14 protein-coding genes are annotated in these 19,570 nt (G+C 66.7%); 10 read left to right on the top strand and 4 right to left on the bottom strand.

Translation table 11 applies throughout. The features are described from left to right. Positions 1-48: 48 nt before the first annotated feature. A complete protein-coding gene (locus QLQ15_RS14205; RefSeq protein ID WP_283213418.1) occupies positions 49-1,233 on the bottom strand; it encodes an acyltransferase family protein in 1,185 nt (394 codons plus the stop codon). A 158-nt stretch (positions 1,234-1,391) separates the two neighbouring features. On the opposite strand from QLQ15_RS14205, the gene QLQ15_RS14200 reads away from it, so the two are divergent. The 6 genes from QLQ15_RS14200 to QLQ15_RS14175 all read left to right on the top strand — a co-directional run bounded on the left by QLQ15_RS14200 (position 1,392) and on the right by QLQ15_RS14175 (position 9,614). After that, the gene (locus QLQ15_RS14200) at positions 1,392-2,261 is read left to right on the top strand and encodes a LytTR family DNA-binding domain-containing protein (RefSeq protein ID WP_283213417.1); all 870 of its coding nucleotides are present in this window, start codon (positions 1,392-1,394) and stop codon (positions 2,259-2,261) included. A 75-nt stretch (positions 2,262-2,336) separates the two neighbouring features. Continuing rightward, complete coding sequence (locus tag QLQ15_RS14195; protein ID WP_283213416.1) at positions 2,337-2,984, top strand: YkvA family protein; 648 nt, start codon at positions 2,337-2,339, stop codon at positions 2,982-2,984. 172 nt (positions 2,985-3,156) lie between these two features. After that, positions 3,157-4,285 (top strand): peptide chain release factor 2 gene (gene prfB, locus QLQ15_RS14190; protein WP_283213415.1). Its coding sequence is split into 2 segments (ribosomal slippage): positions 3,157-3,231 and positions 3,233-4,285, totalling 1,128 coding nucleotides; the frame shifts between segments, so codons are not numbered across the junction. Between the two features lie 134 nt (positions 4,286-4,419). Next, complete coding sequence (gene lysS, locus QLQ15_RS14185; protein WP_283213414.1) at positions 4,420-5,937, top strand: lysine--tRNA ligase; 1,518 nt, start codon at positions 4,420-4,422, stop codon at positions 5,935-5,937. 372 nt (positions 5,938-6,309) lie between these two features. Next, on the top strand, positions 6,310-7,419 hold the full coding sequence (rpfG, locus tag QLQ15_RS14180) for a cyclic di-GMP phosphodiesterase response regulator RpfG (RefSeq protein ID WP_283213413.1): 1,110 nt from the start codon (positions 6,310-6,312) through the stop codon (positions 7,417-7,419). Between the two features lie 17 nt (positions 7,420-7,436). Further along, positions 7,437-9,614 (top strand): ATP-binding protein, encoded by a 2,178-nt coding sequence (locus QLQ15_RS14175; RefSeq protein ID WP_283213412.1) that lies wholly within the window; start codon positions 7,437-7,439, stop codon positions 9,612-9,614. A 36-nt stretch (positions 9,615-9,650) separates the two neighbouring features. Here QLQ15_RS14175 and QLQ15_RS14170 read toward each other — a convergent pair whose 3' ends face one another. After that, positions 9,651-10,526: a crotonase/enoyl-CoA hydratase family protein gene (locus tag QLQ15_RS14170; RefSeq protein WP_283213411.1), complete on the bottom strand. Its 876-nt coding sequence runs from the start codon at positions 10,524-10,526 to the stop codon at positions 9,651-9,653. Between the two features lie 157 nt (positions 10,527-10,683). Beyond that, complete coding sequence (locus tag QLQ15_RS14165) at positions 10,684-12,363, bottom strand: long-chain fatty acid--CoA ligase (protein ID WP_283213410.1); 1,680 nt, start codon at positions 12,361-12,363, stop codon at positions 10,684-10,686. Positions 12,364-12,549: 186 nt separating this feature from the next. Between QLQ15_RS14165 and QLQ15_RS14160 the strand changes: the two genes are divergently transcribed. After that, positions 12,550-12,993 carry a YybH family protein gene (locus QLQ15_RS14160; RefSeq protein WP_283213409.1) on the top strand — a complete coding sequence of 148 codons (444 nt, stop codon included), beginning with the start codon at positions 12,550-12,552 and terminating at the stop codon, positions 12,991-12,993. Between the two features lie 151 nt (positions 12,994-13,144). Here QLQ15_RS14160 and acnA read toward each other — a convergent pair whose 3' ends face one another. Then, positions 13,145-15,907 (bottom strand): aconitate hydratase AcnA, encoded by a 2,763-nt coding sequence (acnA, locus tag QLQ15_RS14155; RefSeq protein WP_283213408.1) that lies wholly within the window; start codon positions 15,905-15,907, stop codon positions 13,145-13,147. A 210-nt stretch (positions 15,908-16,117) separates the two neighbouring features. Here acnA and QLQ15_RS14150 point away from each other — a divergent pair, with 210 nt between their 5' ends. Genes QLQ15_RS14150 through acnB form a run of 3 tightly spaced genes read left to right on the top strand, consistent with a single transcriptional unit; the run spans position 16,118 to position 19,397 of the window. Beyond that, positions 16,118-16,363, top strand: coding sequence for an AbrB/MazE/SpoVT family DNA-binding domain-containing protein (locus QLQ15_RS14150; protein ID WP_283213407.1), 246 nt, complete (start codon positions 16,118-16,120; stop codon positions 16,361-16,363). Beyond that, complete coding sequence (locus tag QLQ15_RS14145) at positions 16,360-16,767, top strand: type II toxin-antitoxin system VapC family toxin (RefSeq protein ID WP_283213406.1); 408 nt, start codon at positions 16,360-16,362, stop codon at positions 16,765-16,767. The genes QLQ15_RS14150 and QLQ15_RS14145 overlap by 4 nt, the downstream gene beginning before the upstream one ends. A gap of 44 nt (positions 16,768-16,811) precedes the next feature. Beyond that, the gene (gene acnB / locus QLQ15_RS14140; RefSeq protein ID WP_283213405.1) at positions 16,812-19,397 is read left to right on the top strand and encodes a bifunctional aconitate hydratase 2/2-methylisocitrate dehydratase; all 2,586 of its coding nucleotides are present in this window, start codon (positions 16,812-16,814) and stop codon (positions 19,395-19,397) included. Positions 19,398-19,570 lie beyond the last annotated feature (173 nt).

Below are 19,570 nucleotides of genomic sequence, written 5' to 3'. Positions count from 1 at the left end.
GCCGTTGCGGTGCCCGGTGCACCGCAACGGTACGGGCTTTACGAAGTCTCAGGCCGTCCCGGGAGCGACGTGCGGCAACGCGCGCGGCTCGCGTCGTCCCAGCCCGAACAACGGTCGCAGCACGCCGACGCGGCGCACCAGCTCGAATCCCGCGAAACACAGCGCCAGCGTGGCCAGCACCAGCATCGGCCCTTCCGCCATCGGCCGCAGGCCGAGCGGCTGCAGGTTGTGTGCGAGCACCACAATGACGGTCTGGTGGAGGATGTAGACCGGGAACACCGCTTCGGTCAGGTAGCGACGCGCGCGGCTGTCGCCCGGCGACCACTGCGCGGCGAAGCCGACGATGGCCACGATCGCAGTCCACTGGAACAGCCCCCACACGCCACGCTGGAACAGACGCAGCAGGTCCGGCGGCGGAGCGGCGTCATCCGAGTACAGGCCGAAGTACCAGACGATGAAGGCATAGCACGCCACGGACAGCACGGCGGTCGGCCAGCGCAGCGCAGCGAAGCGGTTCCACACGGGCTGCGACTTCGCAACGAGGAAGCCCAGCAGGAACTGCGGCAGGTACTGGGCATGGTTGTACCAGTCGTCCACCAGCGCATGGGTGGATTCGAAGCGGTCGATGAGCGTGACACGCGCCACGATCAGGAACAGCGCCGGCCACAGCAGCAGGCCCGGCCCGCGCGACAGCGCCGCGGCCACGCGCGTGCCCGCCGACGCAAGGCGTCGAGGCATCAGCCAGTGGGCCAGGGCGATCACGACCGTGTACACCCACAGATAAGCCACGAACCACAGGTGGTTCCAGGTCGGCACGCGCAGGCACTCGCCGTCGCGACAGAAATGCGGATCGGCCTGCAGGTAGCGGGACCAGAAGGCGAGGTAGCCGTCGTGGTAGCCGCCGGGGAGCCGCTCGACCACCTCGTAGTAGGACTGCGGCGTGACGATCACCAGCATGCCGAAGATCAAAGGCACCAGCAGCCGCCAGGAGCGCTTGCGCAGGAAGCCGTCCTCGCCCTTGCCCAGCAGGAAAGCGGTTGCCACGCCCGAGATGAAGAACAGCAGGGACAGCCGCCAGGGCGAGGTCAGCATCATGAAGGGCTCCAGCGTGTGGCTGGCGAAGGGGCTTTTGACGTGCCAGCCCCAGGTCACGTAGTACATGCCCACGTGGTACAGCACCAGCAGCGCGAATGCGCCGATGCGCACCCAGTCGAGGAAGTAGCGGCGTTCCATGGCATCACCCGTTCGGTCCGGAATGCCTGCACCGTCCGCCTTGCCTAACGAGGGTTCCAGCGCGAAGTGACCAGTTGGAGGGGCGCCGGGACGAGTTGCGGGCACTGGGGGACCAATCGTGACGGGCGCCGCCTAGAATCCGGCGAATGAATGCGCCCATGCCCGCTGCCTCCACGCCGTTCCGGTCCAACGCCTGGCGCCGGGTGTTCGAAGTCGGCTTCTGGGTCGTGACCGCCCTGATCAACGCCGCGGCCAACAGCATCACCGTGCTGATCGATGTCCGGAACAACGGGCTCGGTTTCGCCAGCTGGGAACCGGTGACGTGGGAGTGGTCCAGCGCGGTGCTGATGCTGGCCCTGGTGCCGGCGGTGGTCTGGTTCACCCGGCGGGCACCGCTGCACTGGGACACCTGGCGGCGGACGTTGCCCTGGCACGTGCTGGCCAGCGTGGTGTTCTGCCTGGTGCACGTGGTCGGCATGGTCGCGATACGCGAAGCGGTCTATGCCGCGCATGGCATGGACTACGACTTCGGGAACTGGCCGCGCCAGCTCGCCTACGAATACCTCAAGGATGTGCGCAGCTACGCCGGCATGGTGGTGCTGATCGAGGGGTACCGCTTCATCCGGCGCCGCCTGCAGGGCGAAGCCAGCCTGCTGGGCGAGCCCGACGAAGGCCCGCCGGTCGAACCCGTGGAGCGCCCGGAACGCTTCCTGGTGCGCAAGCTGGGGCGCGAGTTCCTGGTGGCGGCCGGCGACGTGGAATGGCTGCAGGCGTCCGGCAATTACGTGAACCTGCGCGTGCGCGGGCACGATTACCCGTTGCGGATCACCATGGCGGCGATCGAGGAACGGCTGGACCCCGGGCGCTTCGCGCGCATCCACCGCAGCTACATGGTCAACCTGGAACAGGTGGCCTCGATCGAGCCCATGGACACCGGCGATGCACGGGTGCACCTGGCCGATGGCACCGTCCTGCCATGCAGCCGCCGCCATCGCGAGGCGCTGCGCGAGCGGGCCGGCTTCGCCTGACGGCGGCTTTGACGCGGCCGCAACATTCGCGCACCTAGGCTGAACAGATCTCCCCCGGCCTCCAGGAGCCGCGTCATGCCGCTGACCATCAATCTCGACCTGTCCGACCAGGATCTGCAGCACTTCGCCGGCGTGGTCGAGTCTGCCAAGCAGGCCTCGGCCGGCCTCAGCGACGCGCAGGTCGTCGATGCGGCCACCGACCTGCTGTCCAAAGCGCAACAGAGCAACCCGCCGGCATTCGTGAAGGAGCGGCTGGAACTGGTGGGCACGCTGGTGGCGATGATGCGCGACGAAGGCTGGGCGCTGGGGGACGAGGACAGGTCCAACGTCCGTTCGGCACTGTCGTACTTCGCGCACGGGGCGGACGTGATTCCCGACAACGTCCCGGTACTGGGCTTCGTCGACGACGCGATCATGATCGAGCTGTGCGCGCGCGAGCTGCAGCATGAGATCGAGGCCTATAACGATTTCGTCGAGTACCGCCAACGCGAAGCCGAGCGTCGCAAGCTCGATCCGGCCGCCGTTGGGCGAGCAGACTGGCTGGACAGTCGCCGCGAGGAACTGCAGGACCGCATGCACAAACGGCGCAATCGCGATTTCCGCGGAGGCTTCGGTAGCGGCTTCGGCACCGGGTACGGCGGCAGCAGCGGCTACGGTCCGGTCCGCAGCTATGCCGACGCCGGCTGGCGCCCGGGACCGCCGCGGTTCTCGGTTGGCCGGTAATCCGTAGCGCGATCGATGTGACCCGGGTGAGCCACGCGGCACCCGGGAGGGGCTCAGCCCGGGCGTGCCGGGCGTGTCCGGGTTGCTGCGCTCCTGTCTGACTGCATTGCGCGCTGCGCAGGGGCGGGGGTTTGCTAGAATCGCCGGTTCCTTTGATCGCATCGCACCGGACATGATCGAACTCAATCCCGTCCGCCAGCGCATCGCCGACCTCACCGGTCGGCTGGATTCGCTTAGGGGGTATCTTTGACTACGACGCCAAAGTCGAACGTCTTGAAGAAGTAAACCGCGAACTGGAAAGCCCCGACGTCTGGAACGACGCCGAGCGCGCCCAGTCGCTGGGCCGCGAGCGCTCCTCGCTCGACAAGGTCGTCAGCGGCATCCGCGACCTCACCGACGGCCTCAATGGTGCGGGCGAACTGCTCGAACTGGCCGAAATGGAGAACGACGAAGGCACCGCGCTGGCCGTGGTGGACGACGTCGAGCGCTATGCGAAGGACGTCGAGAAGCTCGAGTTCCAGCGCATGTTCTCCGGCAAGATGGACGCGACCAACGCCTTCGTCGACATCCAGGCTGGCGCCGGCGGTACCGAAGCGCAGGACTGGGCCGAAATCCTGCTGCGCATGTACCTGCGCTGGGCCGAGTCGCGTGGCTGGAAGGCCGAGCTGATGGAAGTCAGCGGCGGCGACGTCGCGGGCATCAAGTCGGCCACGTTCCGCGTGGAAGGCGATTTCGCCTACGGCTGGCTCAAGACCGAGACCGGCGTGCACCGCCTGGTGCGCAAGTCGCCGTTCGACTCGGACAACCGCCGCCATACCAGCTTCACCTCCGTGTTCGTCTCGCCCGAGGTCGACGACAAGATCGACATCGAGATCAACCCGGCGGACCTGAAGACCGACGTCTACCGCTCCTCCGGCGCGGGCGGCCAGCACGTCAACAAGACCGAGTCGGCGGTGCGCATCACGCACGTGCCCAGCGGAATTGTGGTGGCCTGCCAGACCGAACGCAGCCAGCACGCCAACCGCGACCGCGCGATGAAGATGCTGGCGGCCAAGCTGTACGAGCTGGAGATCCAGAAGCGCAACGCCGAACGCGATGCGGTCGAGGCGACCAAGTCCGACATCGGCTGGGGCAGCCAGATCCGCAACTACGTGCTGGACCAGAGCCGCATCAAGGACCTGCGCACCGGCATCGAACGCTCGGACACGCAGAAGGTGCTCGACGGCGACCTGGACGAATTCGTCGAGGCCAGCCTGAAATCCGGCCTGGAGGCCGGGTCGAAACGCGCCGACGCGGTCTGATCCACCCGCACCGCCATCCCCACGCAGGCGGGGATCCAGCGCCTTTGCTTCGTGCGGCGCCTTGAAAGACACTGGGTTCCCGCTCTTGCGGGAACGACGACCCCACGCCGCTCCCTTCCTCAATCTCACGACCCATGACCGACCAGACGCCCGCTCCGCAGACGCCCGCCGACGAGAACTTCCTGATCGCCGAGCGTCGCGCCAAACTCACGGCGCTGCGCGGGCAGGGCATCGCGTTCCCCAACGACTTCCGCCGCGCCGACTACGCCGGCGACCTGCAGGCGCAGTACGCCGACGCAGAGCAATGGAACGCCGAGGCGCTGGAAGGCAGGGCGCACCGCGTCGCGCTCGGCGGCCGCGTGCTGCTCAAGCGCGACATGGGCAAGGCCGGCTTCGCGCAGATCCAGGACGAGTCCGGCCGCATCCAGCTGTGGCTGAAGAAGGACCTGCTGGGCGACAGCTACGAGGTGTTCAAGGAACTGGACCTGGGCGACATCGTCGCGGTCGAGGGCGAGCTGACCCGCACGCGCACCGGCGAGCTGTCGGTCAAGGCCGACTCGCTGCGCCTGCTGACCAAGGCGCTGCGTCCGCTGCCGGACAAGTTCCACGGCATGGCCGACGTCGAGCAGCGCTATCGCCAGCGTTATGTCGACCTGATCGTCACGCCCGAGTCGCGCGACGTGTTCGTCAAGCGTTCCAAGATCATCCGCGCCATGCGCGCGTGGCTGGACGCACGGCGCTTCCTCGAAGTCGAGACGCCGATGATGCATTACATCCCCGGCGGCGCCGCGGCCAAGCCGTTCGTCACGCACCACAACGCGCTGGACCTGCAGCTGTACCTGCGCGTGGCGCCGGAGTTGTACCTCAAGCGCCTGGTCGTCGGTGGACTGGAGCGCGTGTACGAGATCAACCGCAACTTCCGCAACGAGGGCGTGTCCACGCGCCACAACCCGGAATTCACCATGCTCGAGCTGTACGAGGCCTACGCCACGTACACCGAGATCATGGACCTCACCGAGAACGTCATCCGCGACTCGGCGACGGCGGTGCTGAACACCACGAAGATGCATTGGGATGGCCAGGACATCGACCTGGGCCCCGCGTTCCGCCGCTGGTCGATGACCGACGCGGTGCTGGAGCACAACCCGGAAATCGCCCGCGAAGATCTGCGCGACGTCGAGAAGATGCGCGCGCACTGCAAGCGCCTGGGCTGCGCGGTGAAGCCGGCCTACGGCTGGGGCAAGCTGCTGCTGGAGATCTTCGAGAAGACCGTCGAGCACACGCTGATCCAGCCGACCTTCATCATCGACCACCCGGTCGAGGTCAGCCCGCTGGCCCGTGCCAACGACTTGGATCCGGAACTCACCGACCGCTTCGAGCTGTTCATCAACGGCAAGGAGCTGGCGAACGGGTTCTCCGAGCTGAACGATCCGGAAGACCAGGCCGAGCGCTTCCGCGCCCAGGTCGCGGCGAAGGAGGGCGGGGACGACGAGGCCATGCACTTCGATGCCGACTACATCCGCGCCCTGGAGGTCGGTCTGCCGCCCACGGGCGGCCTGGGCATCGGCATCGACCGTCTGGTGATGCTGATGACCGGCTCGTCCTCGATCCGCGACGTGCTGCTGTTCCCCTACATGCGCCCCGAGGGGTGAGGCAGGCCGCTGACGCGGCACTGCCGCGTGGCCTGCCGAACGCCGGGCCATGGATGGCCGGGCCGGGCGCCCCGAAGCCGATGGCGTCACGCCATGGATGGCAATGCAGCGTCATCGAAGTCATTGCTGCGCGGCACTGCCGCGTGGCCTGCCGAACGCCGGGCCATGGATGGCCGGGCCGGGCGCCCCGAAGCCGATGGCGTGACGCCATGGATGGCAATGCAGGGTCATCGGAGCATTGCTGCGCGGCACTGCCGCGTGGCCTGCTGAACGCCCGGTAGCCATGAAGCCCCGCTAAAGCCGGCGCGCATTCGGCCGATTCCAGCAAGGGTGGGGCACAGATCCCGGCTGCGAGCGCCGTCGGCCCGGGGTATGCTCCTCTCATGGCCACCATGGGGGGTGGCGGCTCAACGGACCCTCGGTGTGAATGTAGTCATCGTCGATGATCAAACTTCCGCGCGCACGATGCTGCGCCACATCATCGAGGACATTTCGTCCGAGCTGAGAGTGTCGGACTTCGGCGATCCCGAGGCCGCGCTGGGGTGGTGCGAGACGAACCAGCCCGATCTGTTGCTGCTGGATTACCGCATGCCGCAGCTGGACGGACTGGAGTTCGCACGCCGCTTCCGTCGCCTGCCGCTGCACCGCGATATCCCGATCATCCTGGTCACCGTCGTCGGCGACGAACCCGTGCGTCAGGCCGCGCTGGAAGCGGGCGTGATCGATTTCCTCGTCAAGCCGGTGCGTCCGCGCGAACTGCGCGCGCGCTGCCGCAACCTGCTTCAGCTGCGCCAGCAGTCCGAGAACGTGAAGCAGCGCGCGCTGTCGCTGGAACAGCGCCTGCTGTCGAGCATGCACGAGGTCGAGGAGCGCGAACGCGAGACGCTGTCGCGCCTGGCCCGCGCCATCGAATACCGCGACGCCGGCACCAGTGCGTTCCTGGAGCGCATGGCACACGTGGCCGGACTGATCGCCGAACAGCTGGGCATGTTCGAGGACGAAGTGCGCGTCATCGAGATGGCCGCGCCGCTGCACGACATCGGCAAGATCGCGATTCCCGATGCGGTGCTGATGAAGACCGGGCCGCTGTCGGAGGACGAGACTGCGGTGATGCGCCGCCATCCGCGCATCGGCTACGAACTGCTCAGCGGCAGCCAGAACCGTTTCATCCAGGCCGGCGCGCTGATCGCGCTGCGTCATCACGAGCGCTACGACGGCAGCGGCTATCCTGATGGCCTTCGCGGCGAGGAAATTCCGTTGGAAGCAAGGATCGTGGCGGTCGCCGACGTCTTCGACGCGCTGATCTCGCCGCGACCGTACAAGAAGGCCTGGGACGTGGATGCGGCGCTGGGTTACCTGTATGCGCAGCGGGGCCGGCTGTTCGACCCGCGCTGCGTGGACGCCCTGATCCGCAGCCGCGAACGGCTCGAGGACATCTGCAACCGTTTCTCGACCGTGTCGGCGCGTCCCGGCCTGGAGTGAGCCGAAGGAGTTGGCCGATGAAGGAAGTCCTGGGCAAGCTGCAGAAGGTGTTGTCGCGACGCTCGGACAGCGAGCACGGCCAGGCCTTCGTGCGCCTGGCGGTGCTGTCCGTCGTGCTGATCTACATGCTCGTGCGCGGCGCGAGCGGTGCGCTGCCTTCGCACCAGTATTCCAACGTGCTGCTGATGGTGGAGACAGGCTTCGCCGTCGGCGCGGTGCTGATCGCCTGGATTCTGTGGCGGCCGGCGAAATCCCACGTGCGCCGCATCATCGGCATGATCTCCGATTACGGCCTGATGGCCGCGGCGATGATCCACATCGGCGAGCCGCTGGCATGGGTCTACGTGATCCTGATGTGGGTCACCATCGGCAACGGTCTGCGCTACGGCAACGGGTATCTGTACGGCGCAGTCGGCATGGCACTGGCGAGCTTCGGCTCGGTCATCGTGTTCAACGATTACTGGCACGCCAACCGCGTGCTCGGCGTGGGCCTGCTGCTGGGCCTTGCCGCGATTCCGTTGTACCTGTCGGGCCTGTTGCGCGCGCTGGTCACCGCGACCGAGGAAGCGCGCCGCGCGAACGAGGCCAAGAGCCGGTTCCTGGCCAACATGAGCCACGAGTTCCGCACTCCGCTCAACGGCCTGGCCGGCATGTCCGAGCTGTTGGCGACCACGCGCCTGGACGCCGAGCAGCGTGAGTGCGTCAACACGATCCAGGCCTCCATGCGCAGCCTGCTGTCGCTGGTGGAGGACGTGCTCGACATCTCCGCGATCGAGGCCGGCAAGCTCAAGCTCGATCACGTCGACTTCAGTCCGCGCGAACTGGTCGACAGCATCGGGCTGATCCTGCAACCACAGGCGCGCACCAAGCGCCTGCAGTACGTGGCCAATATCGCTGCCGGCGTGCCGGAGCTGGTGCGCGGCGACGTCGTGCACCTGCGCCAGATCCTGATCAATCTGGCCGGTAACGCGGTGAAGTTCACCGACGAAGGTTCGGTGCGTCTGGATGTCACCGTGGAAGAGCAGGACAGCGGGCGCGTGCGCCTGCGTTTTGCCGTGACCGACACCGGCATCGGCGTGCCGCTGGCGATGCGCGAACGTTTGTTCGAGGCGTTCGAGCAGGCCGACGTCAGCCTGGCGCGCCGCTACGGTGGCACGGGCCTGGGCACCACGATCGCCAAGGGCCTGGCCGAAGCCATGGGCGGCAGCATCGGTTTCGAAAGCAGCGAGCCGCGCGGCAGCCGCTTCTGGGTGGAGCTGCCGTTCGAGCGTGCGCGCGAAGCCCTGCCGGAACCGGTGGCCGTACCGACCGGCGGCCTCGCCGCGGGTGGCGATGCGCCGCAGAACGTCATTGCGTTCACCGATCCGTTCCTGCGTCATCGCGCACGCGTGCGCAGCCTGTCGATCCTGGTCGCGGACGACCACATCGCCAACCGCATGGTGCTGCAGCGCCTGCTGCAGAAGGCCGGTCACCGCGCGACCTGCGTGGAAGGCGGCGAGGAAGTGCTCAACGCGCTGGCGGCGTCGGACTACGACGCGGTGATCACCGACCTGCACATGCCGGACGTGAGTGGTCTGGATCTGCTGCGCCAGTTGCGTGTGATGGAGGCCGGTAGCGGTCGTCGCACGCCGGTGCTTATCCTCAGCGCGGACGTGACCACCGAATCGATCCGCGCCTGCGAGCAGGCCGGTGCGCGTGCGTTCCTGTCCAAGCCGGTGTCGACGACGCGCCTGCTCGACACGCTGGCCGATATCGCCGCCAACAACCGCATCGCGGCCACGACTGTCGTTACGACGCGTCCGGACCCGGTGGCCACCGACAGCCATTTCGACAGCTCGGTACTCGACGAACTGGGCGGGCTGGGCATGGGCGCCAGCTTCGAGCGCGAGTTCATCGCGCAGTGCCTGCTCGATGCGGACAAGTGTCTGCAGCAGATCGAAGCGGCCATTCCGCGTGCCGAATGGGAGCGCACCCGCGAGCAGGCCCACGCCCTCAAGGGTGTGGCCAGCAACCTCGGTCTGATCAAGCTCGCCGCCACCAGTGGCGAACTGATGCGCTTGCCGGATTGGCAACTGGCACGAGACGGGACGTCGCTGCTGGCCGGACTGCGCGAACGCCTGGCCCAGGGCAGGGCCGCGCTCGACGCGCGCGAACAGCGACGCGGCGCCCGCGATGAAAGCGAGCGCACCCCCTGATGTCCCCTGTGTCCTGCTACTGACCTTCGCCCGCGATCAGGCCGCCGCTTCCGTCCCCGACCGGCGTTCCTGCGCGCGCACGATGCGCTCCATGGTCCGCAGCGCCTTCTCGCCGAGGGCCAGGGCGGTGTCGACCCAGACTTCGGTGATGCCCACCAGTTCGTCGTAACCGACCGGCTGGCCGATGGCGCGCACGGCGTTCATGGCCAGATGCGCATGCGGAGCGCGCTGCTGGCGGCGGATGATGTCGTTCACCGCGGCTTCGCCTTCGCCCTTGGGCACGAGATGGTCGACAACGCCCATGCGGTGCCATTCCTGGCTCGGCAGGATCGTGCCTTCCAGGATCAGGCGTTCGGCCAGCTGTGGCGTGACGCGCTTGCACAGGAACGAATACGCGCCCATGCCCGGGAACAGCCCGAACAGCACTTCCGGCAGGCCCATGTCGACGTCTTCCTCGGCCACGATGGTGTGGCACGACAGCGCCAGCTCCATGCCGCCGCCCAGCGCATCGCCCTGGACCAGTGCGATGGTGCGCACGTCGCCGCCCAGGCCGTTGTGGAAATGGTGCACGCCATCGACGCAGCGGCGCGCATAGGCCATCAGGTGTTCGCGGTCGTTGGCGCGGATCAGCTGCGAGAACAGTTGCAGGTCGCCGCCGAGATTGAACGCGCCGGGAGCGGAGGAGGCGAGCACGACATGGCGCAGGCGTCCGCTCTGGCGTTGGTTCTCGCGCAGCGTGATCGAGTTGAGGAAGCTCCACATGTCGTCCATGAGCTCCGTGCGGAAACACGGCCGCGCGCCCTGAGCGTGGTCGTTGTGCATGTACATCCAATGGCTGTCGCCCGCGGGGTCGGATTCGACGCGCAGGGTCGGGTAGGCGCGCGTGCGGTGAAGCTTCTCGATCATGCTCATGTTGCGGTCCTCGGCACAGCCGCCCGCAGGCAGGGAGTGGGCAGCGAGCGGCAGGGGTGGGTGCCCACCCGGGCGATGCTACACCCCGTTGTTCGCCCGAAAAGAAAAAGCCCCTCCGGTCGGGAGGGGCTTTCGGGGCTTGCCGACGGACGGGGCGTCAGTGCGTGGTCGGGTTGTCGCGCAGCTCGCGACGCAGGATTTTGCCGACGTTGGTTTTCGGCAGTTCCGTGCGGAACTCGACGTAGCGCGGATGCTTGTAACCGGTCAGGTTCTCGCGCGCGTGCGCCTTGACCTGCTCGGCGGTCAGCGACGGATCCTTCTTGACGATGACCACCTTGACCGCCTCGCCGGACTTGTCGTCCGGCACGCCGACCGCGGCCACTTCCAGCACGCCCGGCATCATCGCGATCACGTCCTCGACTTCGTTCGGATACACGTTGAAGCCGGACACCAGGATCATGTCCTTCTTGCGATCGACGATGTAGAAGAAACCCTTCTCGTCCATGCGTGCCATGTCGCCGGTGTGCAGCCAGCCGTCGGCATCGATGGCGCCGGCGGTTTCCTCCGGTCGGTTCCAGTAGCCCTTCATGACCTGCGGGCCCTTGATGCACAGCTCGCCGACTTCGCCCATCGGCAGGATGCGGCCGTTCTCGTCCTTGACGCAGGCGTCGGTGGACGGAATGGGCAGGCCGATGGCGCCGTTGTACTCGGCCAGGTCCATGGGGTTGATGCACGCCGCCGGTGCGGACTCGGTGAGGCCGTAGGCCTCGACCAGGGTCACGCCGGTCACCTGCTTCCAGCGCTCGGCCACCGCGCGCTGCACGGCCATGCCGCCGCCCAGCGTGAGGTGCAGGCTGGAGAAATCCAGATCGCTGAAGCCCGGCGTGTTCAACAGGCCGTTGAACAGCGTATTGACGCCGGTGATGGCGGTGAAGCGGACGCTCTTGAGCTCCTTGACGAAGCCCTTCATGTCGCGCGGGTTGGTGATCATGTAGTTCAGTCCACCGAACTTCATGAAGACCAGGCCATTCGCCGTCAGCGCGAAGATGTGGTACAGCGGCAGCGCGGTGATGATGGTCTCTTCGCCCAGCCGCACGTTGGTGCCCACCCACGCCGCCGCCTGCTGCATGTTGGCGACCATGTTGCGGTGGGTCAGCATGGCGCCCTTGGCCACGCCGGTGGTGCCGCCGGTGTACTGCAGGAAGGCGATGTCCTCGCCGGCGATCTCCACCTCGGGCAGCGCATGGCGCTGGCCCAGGGCGAGGGCGTCGCGGAAACGGATCGCGCCCGGCAGCTCGTAGTCGGGCACCATCTTCTTCACGTACTTCAACACGAAGTTGACGACCGAGCCCTTCGGGAATCCGAGCATGTCGCCCAGCCCGGTGGTGATGACCTGCTTCACCGAGGTGTCGGCGATCACTTCCTGCACGGTGTGCGCGAAGTTGTCGAGCACCAGGATGGCGCTCGCACCCGAGTCGACCAGCTGGTGGCGCAGCTCGCGCGCGGTGTACATCGGATTGGTATTCACCACCGTCAGGCCGGCACGCAGGATGCCGAAGGTGGCGATGGGGTACTGCAGGCAGTTGGGCATCATGATCGCGACGCGATCGCCCTTCTTGAGCTTCAGCTCGCCCAGCAGGTAGGCGGCGAACTGTGCGCTGAGCTCGTCGATCTGCGCGTAGGTGAGGGTCTTGCCCAGATTCGCGAACGCAGGGCGGTCGCGGTAATTCCCAATGGCGCTTTCCAGCACCGCGACCACGGACGAAAACTCATCCATGTCGATCTCGGCCGGGACCCTTTCTGGATACTGGGCCAGCCACGGACGTTCGAAACTCATCGCGATCCCCTCTCCAATCGCTTGTGGAACAACTTCCTCGAAGCCCGTCGGTCGCATTCTTGGGATGCTCCACCGTACGGTACTCCCCGGATTGGAGCATAGGGCCCGGGGGCTGGCAAGGCGAATCGCGGCTTGCCCGGGACGCATGGCAGGATGGTCGCCGGAACGTGCGCATGGGGGCGTCGAATGGAGATCGGCAGGGCGGTGAAACGCCTGGGCGCGGTGGCATTGCTGGTGGCGGTGTCCACCGGCTGCGGCCGTGCGCCGCCGGAGCAGCGCCTGCGGGAGACCATCGATGCGCTGCATGAGGCGGTGGAACGCAAGGACGCGGCCGGCGTCCGCGATCTGCTTGCGGACGATTTCGTCGGGCCCGATGCATTGGACCGCGACGGGGTGCGGCGCATGGCGCAGGTGCTGTTCCTGAGGCATGGGCATGTCGGCGCGAACACAGGCCCGGTTGCGATCCAGATGACTCCCGGCCACGCGACCGCGCGCTTCAGCGTCGCGATGACGGGTGGATCCGGGCAGCTGCTGCCGGACGCGGCCAGGCTCTACGAGGTCGAAACCGGCTGGCGCGAGCAGGACGGCGAATGGCGGCTCATCAGCGCGCGGTGGGAAGCCAGGCTGTAGACGGAAATCAGGGAAAGCTCTGCGTCACGCAGGTCATTAGCCTCTGTGGCATGTCGCGGCCATCGACGCAATGACTCCGCCGACCCTCACCCCAACCCCTCTCCCGGTGGGAGAGGGGCTTGCAGCGGTTAGGGCTTCCGCCGTTCCGGAGTCAGTCCGCCTTCTTCGAAGCCAGCTGCCTCAGCACGTAATGCAGGATGCCGCCGTGGCGGAAGTACTCGACTTCCTTCGGCGTCAGCAGCATCACCTTGACCACGAACGAGGCGGTGCTGCCGTCCTTGCGCGTGGCGGTCACGGTGGCGCGCTTGGATTGGCCGTCCTGCAGGCCGGTGACGCTGAAGGTTTCCGAGCCGTCCAGGCCCAGCGTCTGTGCGTTCTCGCCGTCGTTGAACAGCAGCGGCAGTACGCCCATGCCGACCAGGTTGGAACGGTGGATGCGCTCGAAGCTCTCGGCGATCACCGCCTTCACGCCCAATAGGTTGGTGCCCTTGGCCGCCCAGTCGCGCGAGGAGCCGGTGCCGTATTCCTTGCCGGCCAGCACCACCAGCGGCACGCCGTCGGCCTTGTACTTCATGGCCGCGTCGTAGATGGACAGCTTCTCGGGTGCCGCGCCGTCCTTGAAGTACAGCGTGTTGCCGCCTTCCTCACCGCCGAACATCAGGTTCTTGATGCGGATGTTGGCGAAGGTGCCGCGCACCATCACGTCGTCGTTGCCGCGACGGCTGCCGTAGCTGTTGAAGTCGGCCGGCTGCACGCCGCGCGAAACGAGGAAGCGGCCCGCCGGCGAGTCCTTCTTGATGTTGCCGGCCGGCGAGATGTGGTCGGTGGTGATCGAATCGCCGAACAGTCCCAGCACGCGTGCGCCATGGATGTCGGAGATCGAACCGACCTGCATGCTCATGCCGTCGAAGTAGGGCGGGTTCTTGATGTAGGTGCTGGCGCCGTCCCACGCGAACGACTCGCCTTCCGGCGAGGCGATGGTGTTCCAGCGCGTGTCGCCCTTGAACACGTCGGCGTAGTTCTGCGCGAACAGTTCCGGACCCACGGTGGCGGAGATGACGTCGCCGATTTCCTTGTTGCTGGGCCAGATGTCCTTCAGGAACACGTCCTTGCCGTCGGTCGACTTGCCCAGCGGTTCGCGGCTGAGGTCGATGTCGACCGTGCCGGCGATCGCATAGGCCACCACCAGCGGCGGCGAGGCCAGGTAGTTCATCTTCACCTCGGGATGCACGCGGCCCTCGAAGTTGCGGTTGCCCGACAGCACCGAGGCCACGACCAGGTCGCCGGTGGCGATGCCCGCGCTGACTTCCGTCGGCAGCGGGCCGGAGTTGCCGATGCAGGTGGTGCAGCCGTAGCCGACGACGAAGAAGCCCAGCTTCTCCAGGTCGTCCAGCACGTTGGCCTTGCGCAGGTAGTCGGTGACGACCAGCGAGCCCGGGCCGAGCGAGGTCTTCACCCATGGCTTGGCCTTCAGGCCCAGCTTCGCCGCATTGCGTGCCAGCAGACCCGCGCCGAGCATCACCGCCGGGTTGGACGTGTTGGTGCACGAGGTGATCGCGGCGATCACCACCGCACCGTCCTTCAGGCGCACGTTCTCGCCGTGGATGGCGATGTCGGCGATGCCCTTGTGCAGCGATTCGTTGCCGACCGAGGCGCCGCCGCCCTCGGCCACGAAATCGGAAACGGCGGTCGAGCGCTTGTCGCGGTTGATCGTGAGCGGGCCCAGGTTGTCGCGATAGTTCTGCTTGACGTCATTGAGCAACACGCGGTCCTGCGGGCGCTTGGGGCCTGCCAGCGAGGGCTTCACGTCGCCCAGGTCCAGTTCCAGTGTGGTGGAGTAGCTCGCTTCCGGAGCGCCCGGCTCGTGCCACAGGCCCTGCGCCTTGGCGTATGCCTCGACCAGTGCGATCTGCGACGCGCTGCGGCCGGACAGGCGCAGGTAGTTCAGCGATTCGGCATCGATCGGGAAGATGCCGCAGGTCGCGCCGTACTCCGGCGCCATGTTGGCGATGGTGGCGCGGTCGGCCAGCGGCAGATGCTGCAGGCCCTCGCCGAAGAACTCGACGAATTTGCCCACCACACCGAGCTTGCGCAGCATCTGCGTGACGGTGAGCACCAGGTCTGTCGCGGTGGTGCCTTCCGGCAATGCGCCGGTGAGCTTGAAGCCCACCACCTGCGGAATCAGCATCGAGGAAGGCTGGCCCAGCATCGCGGCCTCGGCCTCGATGCCGCCCACGCCCCAGCCGAGCACGCCGATGCCGTTGATCATCGTCGTATGGCTGTCGGTACCGAACACGGTGTCGGGGAAGGCGAGCTTCTCGCCGTCCACGTCGCGCTCGACTACCACGCGCGCCAGGTTTTCCAGGTTCACCTGGTGGACGATGCCGGTGTTGGGCGGCACCACCTTGAAGTTGTCGAAGGCTTTCTGGCCCCAGCGCAGGAAGCTGTAGCGCTCCATGTTGCGCTGGAACTCGATCTTGCCGTTGAGGTCCAGCGCATCGGCCGTGCCGAACACGTCCACCTGCACGGAGTGATCGATGACCAGCTCCGACGGAATCAGCGGATTGATCTGCTTCGGGTTGCCACCCAGCTTCGTCACTGCGTCGCGCATCGCCGCCAGGTCGACCACGCAGGGCACGCCGGTGAAGTCCTGCAGGACCACGCGTGCCGGCATGAAGGCGATCTCGGTATCGGGCTCGGCCTTGGCATCCCACTTCGCCACGGCCTCGATGTGCTCCTTGCCCACCGTCGCCCCGCCGTCCTCATGGCGCAACAGGTTCTCCAGCAGGATCTTCATGGAGTAGGGCAGGCGGCCGATATCGAAGCGTTCGCCCAGCGCGGGAAGACTGAAGTAGGTGAGCGAGCGACCGTCGATGGAGAGCTGGCGGCGGGTCTGGAAGGAGTCTTGTGACATGGGGGCCTCCTGGCGGGTGCTTGGCTGAATGGCGAGTCTGGCTCGGAGATCGATCGATTATCCGCTGCTCGTGTTAAGGCGACCGGACGACGGTCCAGATCCTGAATGCGGGCCCTCATTGTGCGCCTGTCGGATCACGCACGATGGAGTATGGGCGGGAAGGTATGTATCATTTGCGCATACCAAATCTGTCCGTCGAGGAGGTCCGCCGTGGAAGCCACCGTTGCCGAACGAGGCCAGATCACCCTGCCCAAGGCCGTGCGCGATGCGCTGGGCCTGACCAAGGGCACCACGCTGAAGGTCGAGCTGGACGGCGGCCGCATCATCCTGCGCAAGGACGTCAGCGAGGCGCTGCGCAAGGTGCGCGGCAAGTTCAAGCTGGTCGACGGCCTGGAAACCACCGACGAGGCCCTGCGCGCCACGCGCGGCCGGGCGCCGAACGACCCGATCGAATGATCGCTCTCGACTCCTCCGTCCTCCTCGATGTCCTCATCGGCGATCCGCGTTACGCGGAGGCGTCCGAGACGTGCATCGGCGATGCGCTCGCGCGCGAGGACGTGGTCGTGTGCGACGCGGTCGTCGCCGAAGTGCAGTCGATGCTCGACACCTCCGTCAACCTGATGGAGACGCTCGCCACGCTCGGCATCCGCTACCAGCCCACGCTGGAAGCCGCTGCGATGCGCGCCGGGCACATGAACAAACGTTTCCGCTCGCGCGGCGGACGACGCGAGCGCGTCGTCGCCGACTTCCTGATCGGCGCGCACGCGCTGTTGCAATGCGACGGCCTGATCACCCGCGACGACGCCTTTTTCCGCGATTACTTCAAGGGCCTCAAGCTCATCGTTCCGAAAGCGACTTGAACGACGGCGCCTTGATATCTGTCAGCAGTTCATTGGAGAAACCCATGTTGGAAGCCTACCGCCACCACGTTGCCGAGCGCGCCGCCCTCGGTATTCCGCCGCTGCCGCTCACCGCGCAGCAGACCGCCGACGTCATCGAACTGCTGAAGAACCCGCCGGCGGGCGAGGAAGGCTTCCTGCTCGACCTGATCACCAATCGCGTGCCGGCCGGCGTCGACGACGCCGCCAAGGTGAAGGCCTCGTACCTCGCCGCCGTCGCCTTCGGCACCGAGAAGAACGCGCTGATCTCCCGCGCCCGCGCCACCGAGCTGCTGGGCACGATGCTGGGCGGCTACAACATCCATCCGCTGGTCGAGCTGCTGGACGACGCCGAAGTCGGCACCGTCGCCGCCAACGCGCTCAAGCACACGCTGCTGATGTTCGACGCCTTCCATGACGTGCAGGAAAAGGCCGAGAAGGGCAACGCCAACGCGAAGTCCGTGCTGCAGAGCTGGGCCGACGCCGAGTGGTTCACCAGCCGTCCGGAAGTGCCCGAGTCGATGACCATCACCGTCTTCAAGGTGACGGGCGAGACCAACACCGACGACCTGTCGCCCGCACCTGACGCCACCACGCGCCCGGACATCCCGCTGCACGCGCTGGCGATGCTGAAGAACAAGCGCGACGGCATCGAGCCGGAAGAAGACGGCAAGCGCGGCCCGGTCGCCTTCATCGAGTCGCTGAAGGAGAAGGGCCACCTGGTCGCCTACGTCGGCGACGTGGTCGGCACCGGTTCTTCGCGCAAGTCCGCCACCAACTCGGTGCTGTGGTTCACCGGCGAAGACATTCCGTTCATCCCGAACAAGCGCTTCGGCGGCGTGTGCCTGGGTTCGAAGATCGCGCCGATCTTCTACAACACGATGGAAGACGCCGGCGCGCTGCCGATCGAACTCGACGTGTCGCAGATGAACATGGGTGACGTGGTCGAACTGCGTCCGTACGACGGCAAGGCGCTGAAAGACGGCAAGGTCATCGCCGAGTTCGCGGTGAAGTCCGATGTGCTGTTCGACGAAGTCCGTGCCGGCGGCCGCATTCCGCTGATCGTCGGCCGTGGCCTCACCGCCAAGGCGCGTGAAGCGCTGGGCCTGGCCCCGTCGACGCTGTTCCGCCTGCCGCAGAACCCGGCCGACACCGGCAAGGGTTACTCGCTGGCGCAGAAGATGGTCGGTCGCGCCTGCGGCCTGCCGGAAAACAAGGGTATTCGTCCGGGCACGTACTGCGAGCCGAAGATGACCTCGGTGGGTTCGCAGGACACCACCGGCCCGATGACCCGCGACGAGCTGAAGGACCTGGCCTGCCTGGGCTTCTCGGCCGACCTGGTCATGCAGTCGTTCTGCCACACCGCCGCTTACCCGAAGCCCGTCGACGTCAAGACGCACCACGAGCTGCCGGCCTTCATCAGCAACCGTGGCGGCATCGCGCTGCGCCCGGGCGACGGCGTGATCCACAGCTGGCTCAACCGCATGCTGCTGCCCGACACCGTCGGCACCGGCGGCGACTCGCACACGCGCTTCCCGGTGGGCATCTCGTTCCCGGCCGGTTCCGGCCTGGTCGCGTTCGCCGCGGCCACCGGCGTGATGCCGCTGGACATGCCGGAATCGGTGCTGGTCCGCTTCAAGGGCGAGATGCAGCCGGGCGTGACCCTGCGTGACCTGGTCAACGCGATCCCGCTGGCCGCGATCAAGCAGGGCCTGCTGACGGTCGCCAAGCAGGGCAAGAAGAACATCTTCTCCGGTCGCATCCTCGAGATCGAAGGTCTGCCGCACCTCAAGGTGGAGCAGGCGTTCGAACTCTCCGACGCCTCGGCCGAACGCTCGGCTGCCGGCTGCACGGTCCATTTGGACAAGGCGCCGATCATCGAGTACATCACCAGCAACATCACGCTGCTGAAGTGGATGATCGCGGAAGGGTATGCCGACCCGCGCTCGCTGGCGCGCCGCATCAAGGCGATGGAAGCGTGGCTGGCCAACCCGCAGCTGCTGGAAGGCGATGCCGATGCCGAGTACGCCGCGGTCATCGAGATCGACCTCAACGAGATCGTCGAGCCGATCCTGGCCTGCCCGAACGACCCGGACGACGTGAAGACGCTGTCCGACGTTGCCGGTGCGAAGATCGACGAGGTGTTCATCGGTTCGTGCATGACCAACATCGGTCACTTCCGTGCCGCGGCGAAGCTGCTGGAAGGCAAGCGCGACATCCCGACCCGCCTGTGGGTCGCGCCGCCGACCAAGATGGACGCGTCCGAGCTGACCAAGGAAGGCCACTACGGCACCTTCGGCACTGCCGGCGCGCGCATGGAAATGCCGGGCTGCTCGCTGTGCATGGGCAACCAGGCGCAGGCGCGCGAAGGCGCGACGGTGTTCTCCACCAGCACGCGCAACTTCCCGAACCGACTGGGTCGCAACACCAACGTGTACCTGGGTTCGGCCGAGCTGGCCGCCATCTGCTCGCGCCTGGGTCGCATCCCGACCCGCGAGGAGTACATGGCGGACGTCGGTGTGATCAACAGCAACGGCGCCGAGATCTACCGCTACATGAACTTCGACCAGATCGAGGACTACCGCCAGGTGGCGGAGACGGTCAGCGCCTGATCCATGCGGTTGGCGCGTTAACCAACGAACCCCGGCCTTGGCCGGGGTTCTTTTTTGGGCTGTCATCCCGCGAAGGCGGGAATCCAACTCGCAGATAAGGGTGCACTTCCGGAAGAGGTGATGCGTCGGAGGCGTGGATTCCGCTTCCGTGGGCATGGCGGCTTCGATACAGC

This window comes from Lysobacter stagni (assembly GCF_030053425.1).
In the GTDB taxonomy this organism is placed as follows: domain Bacteria; phylum Pseudomonadota; class Gammaproteobacteria; order Xanthomonadales; family Xanthomonadaceae; genus Lysobacter_J; species Lysobacter_J stagni.
The sequence above is the reverse complement of the archived record's forward strand: the minus strand, read 5'-3'. Positions and strand labels throughout refer to the sequence as shown.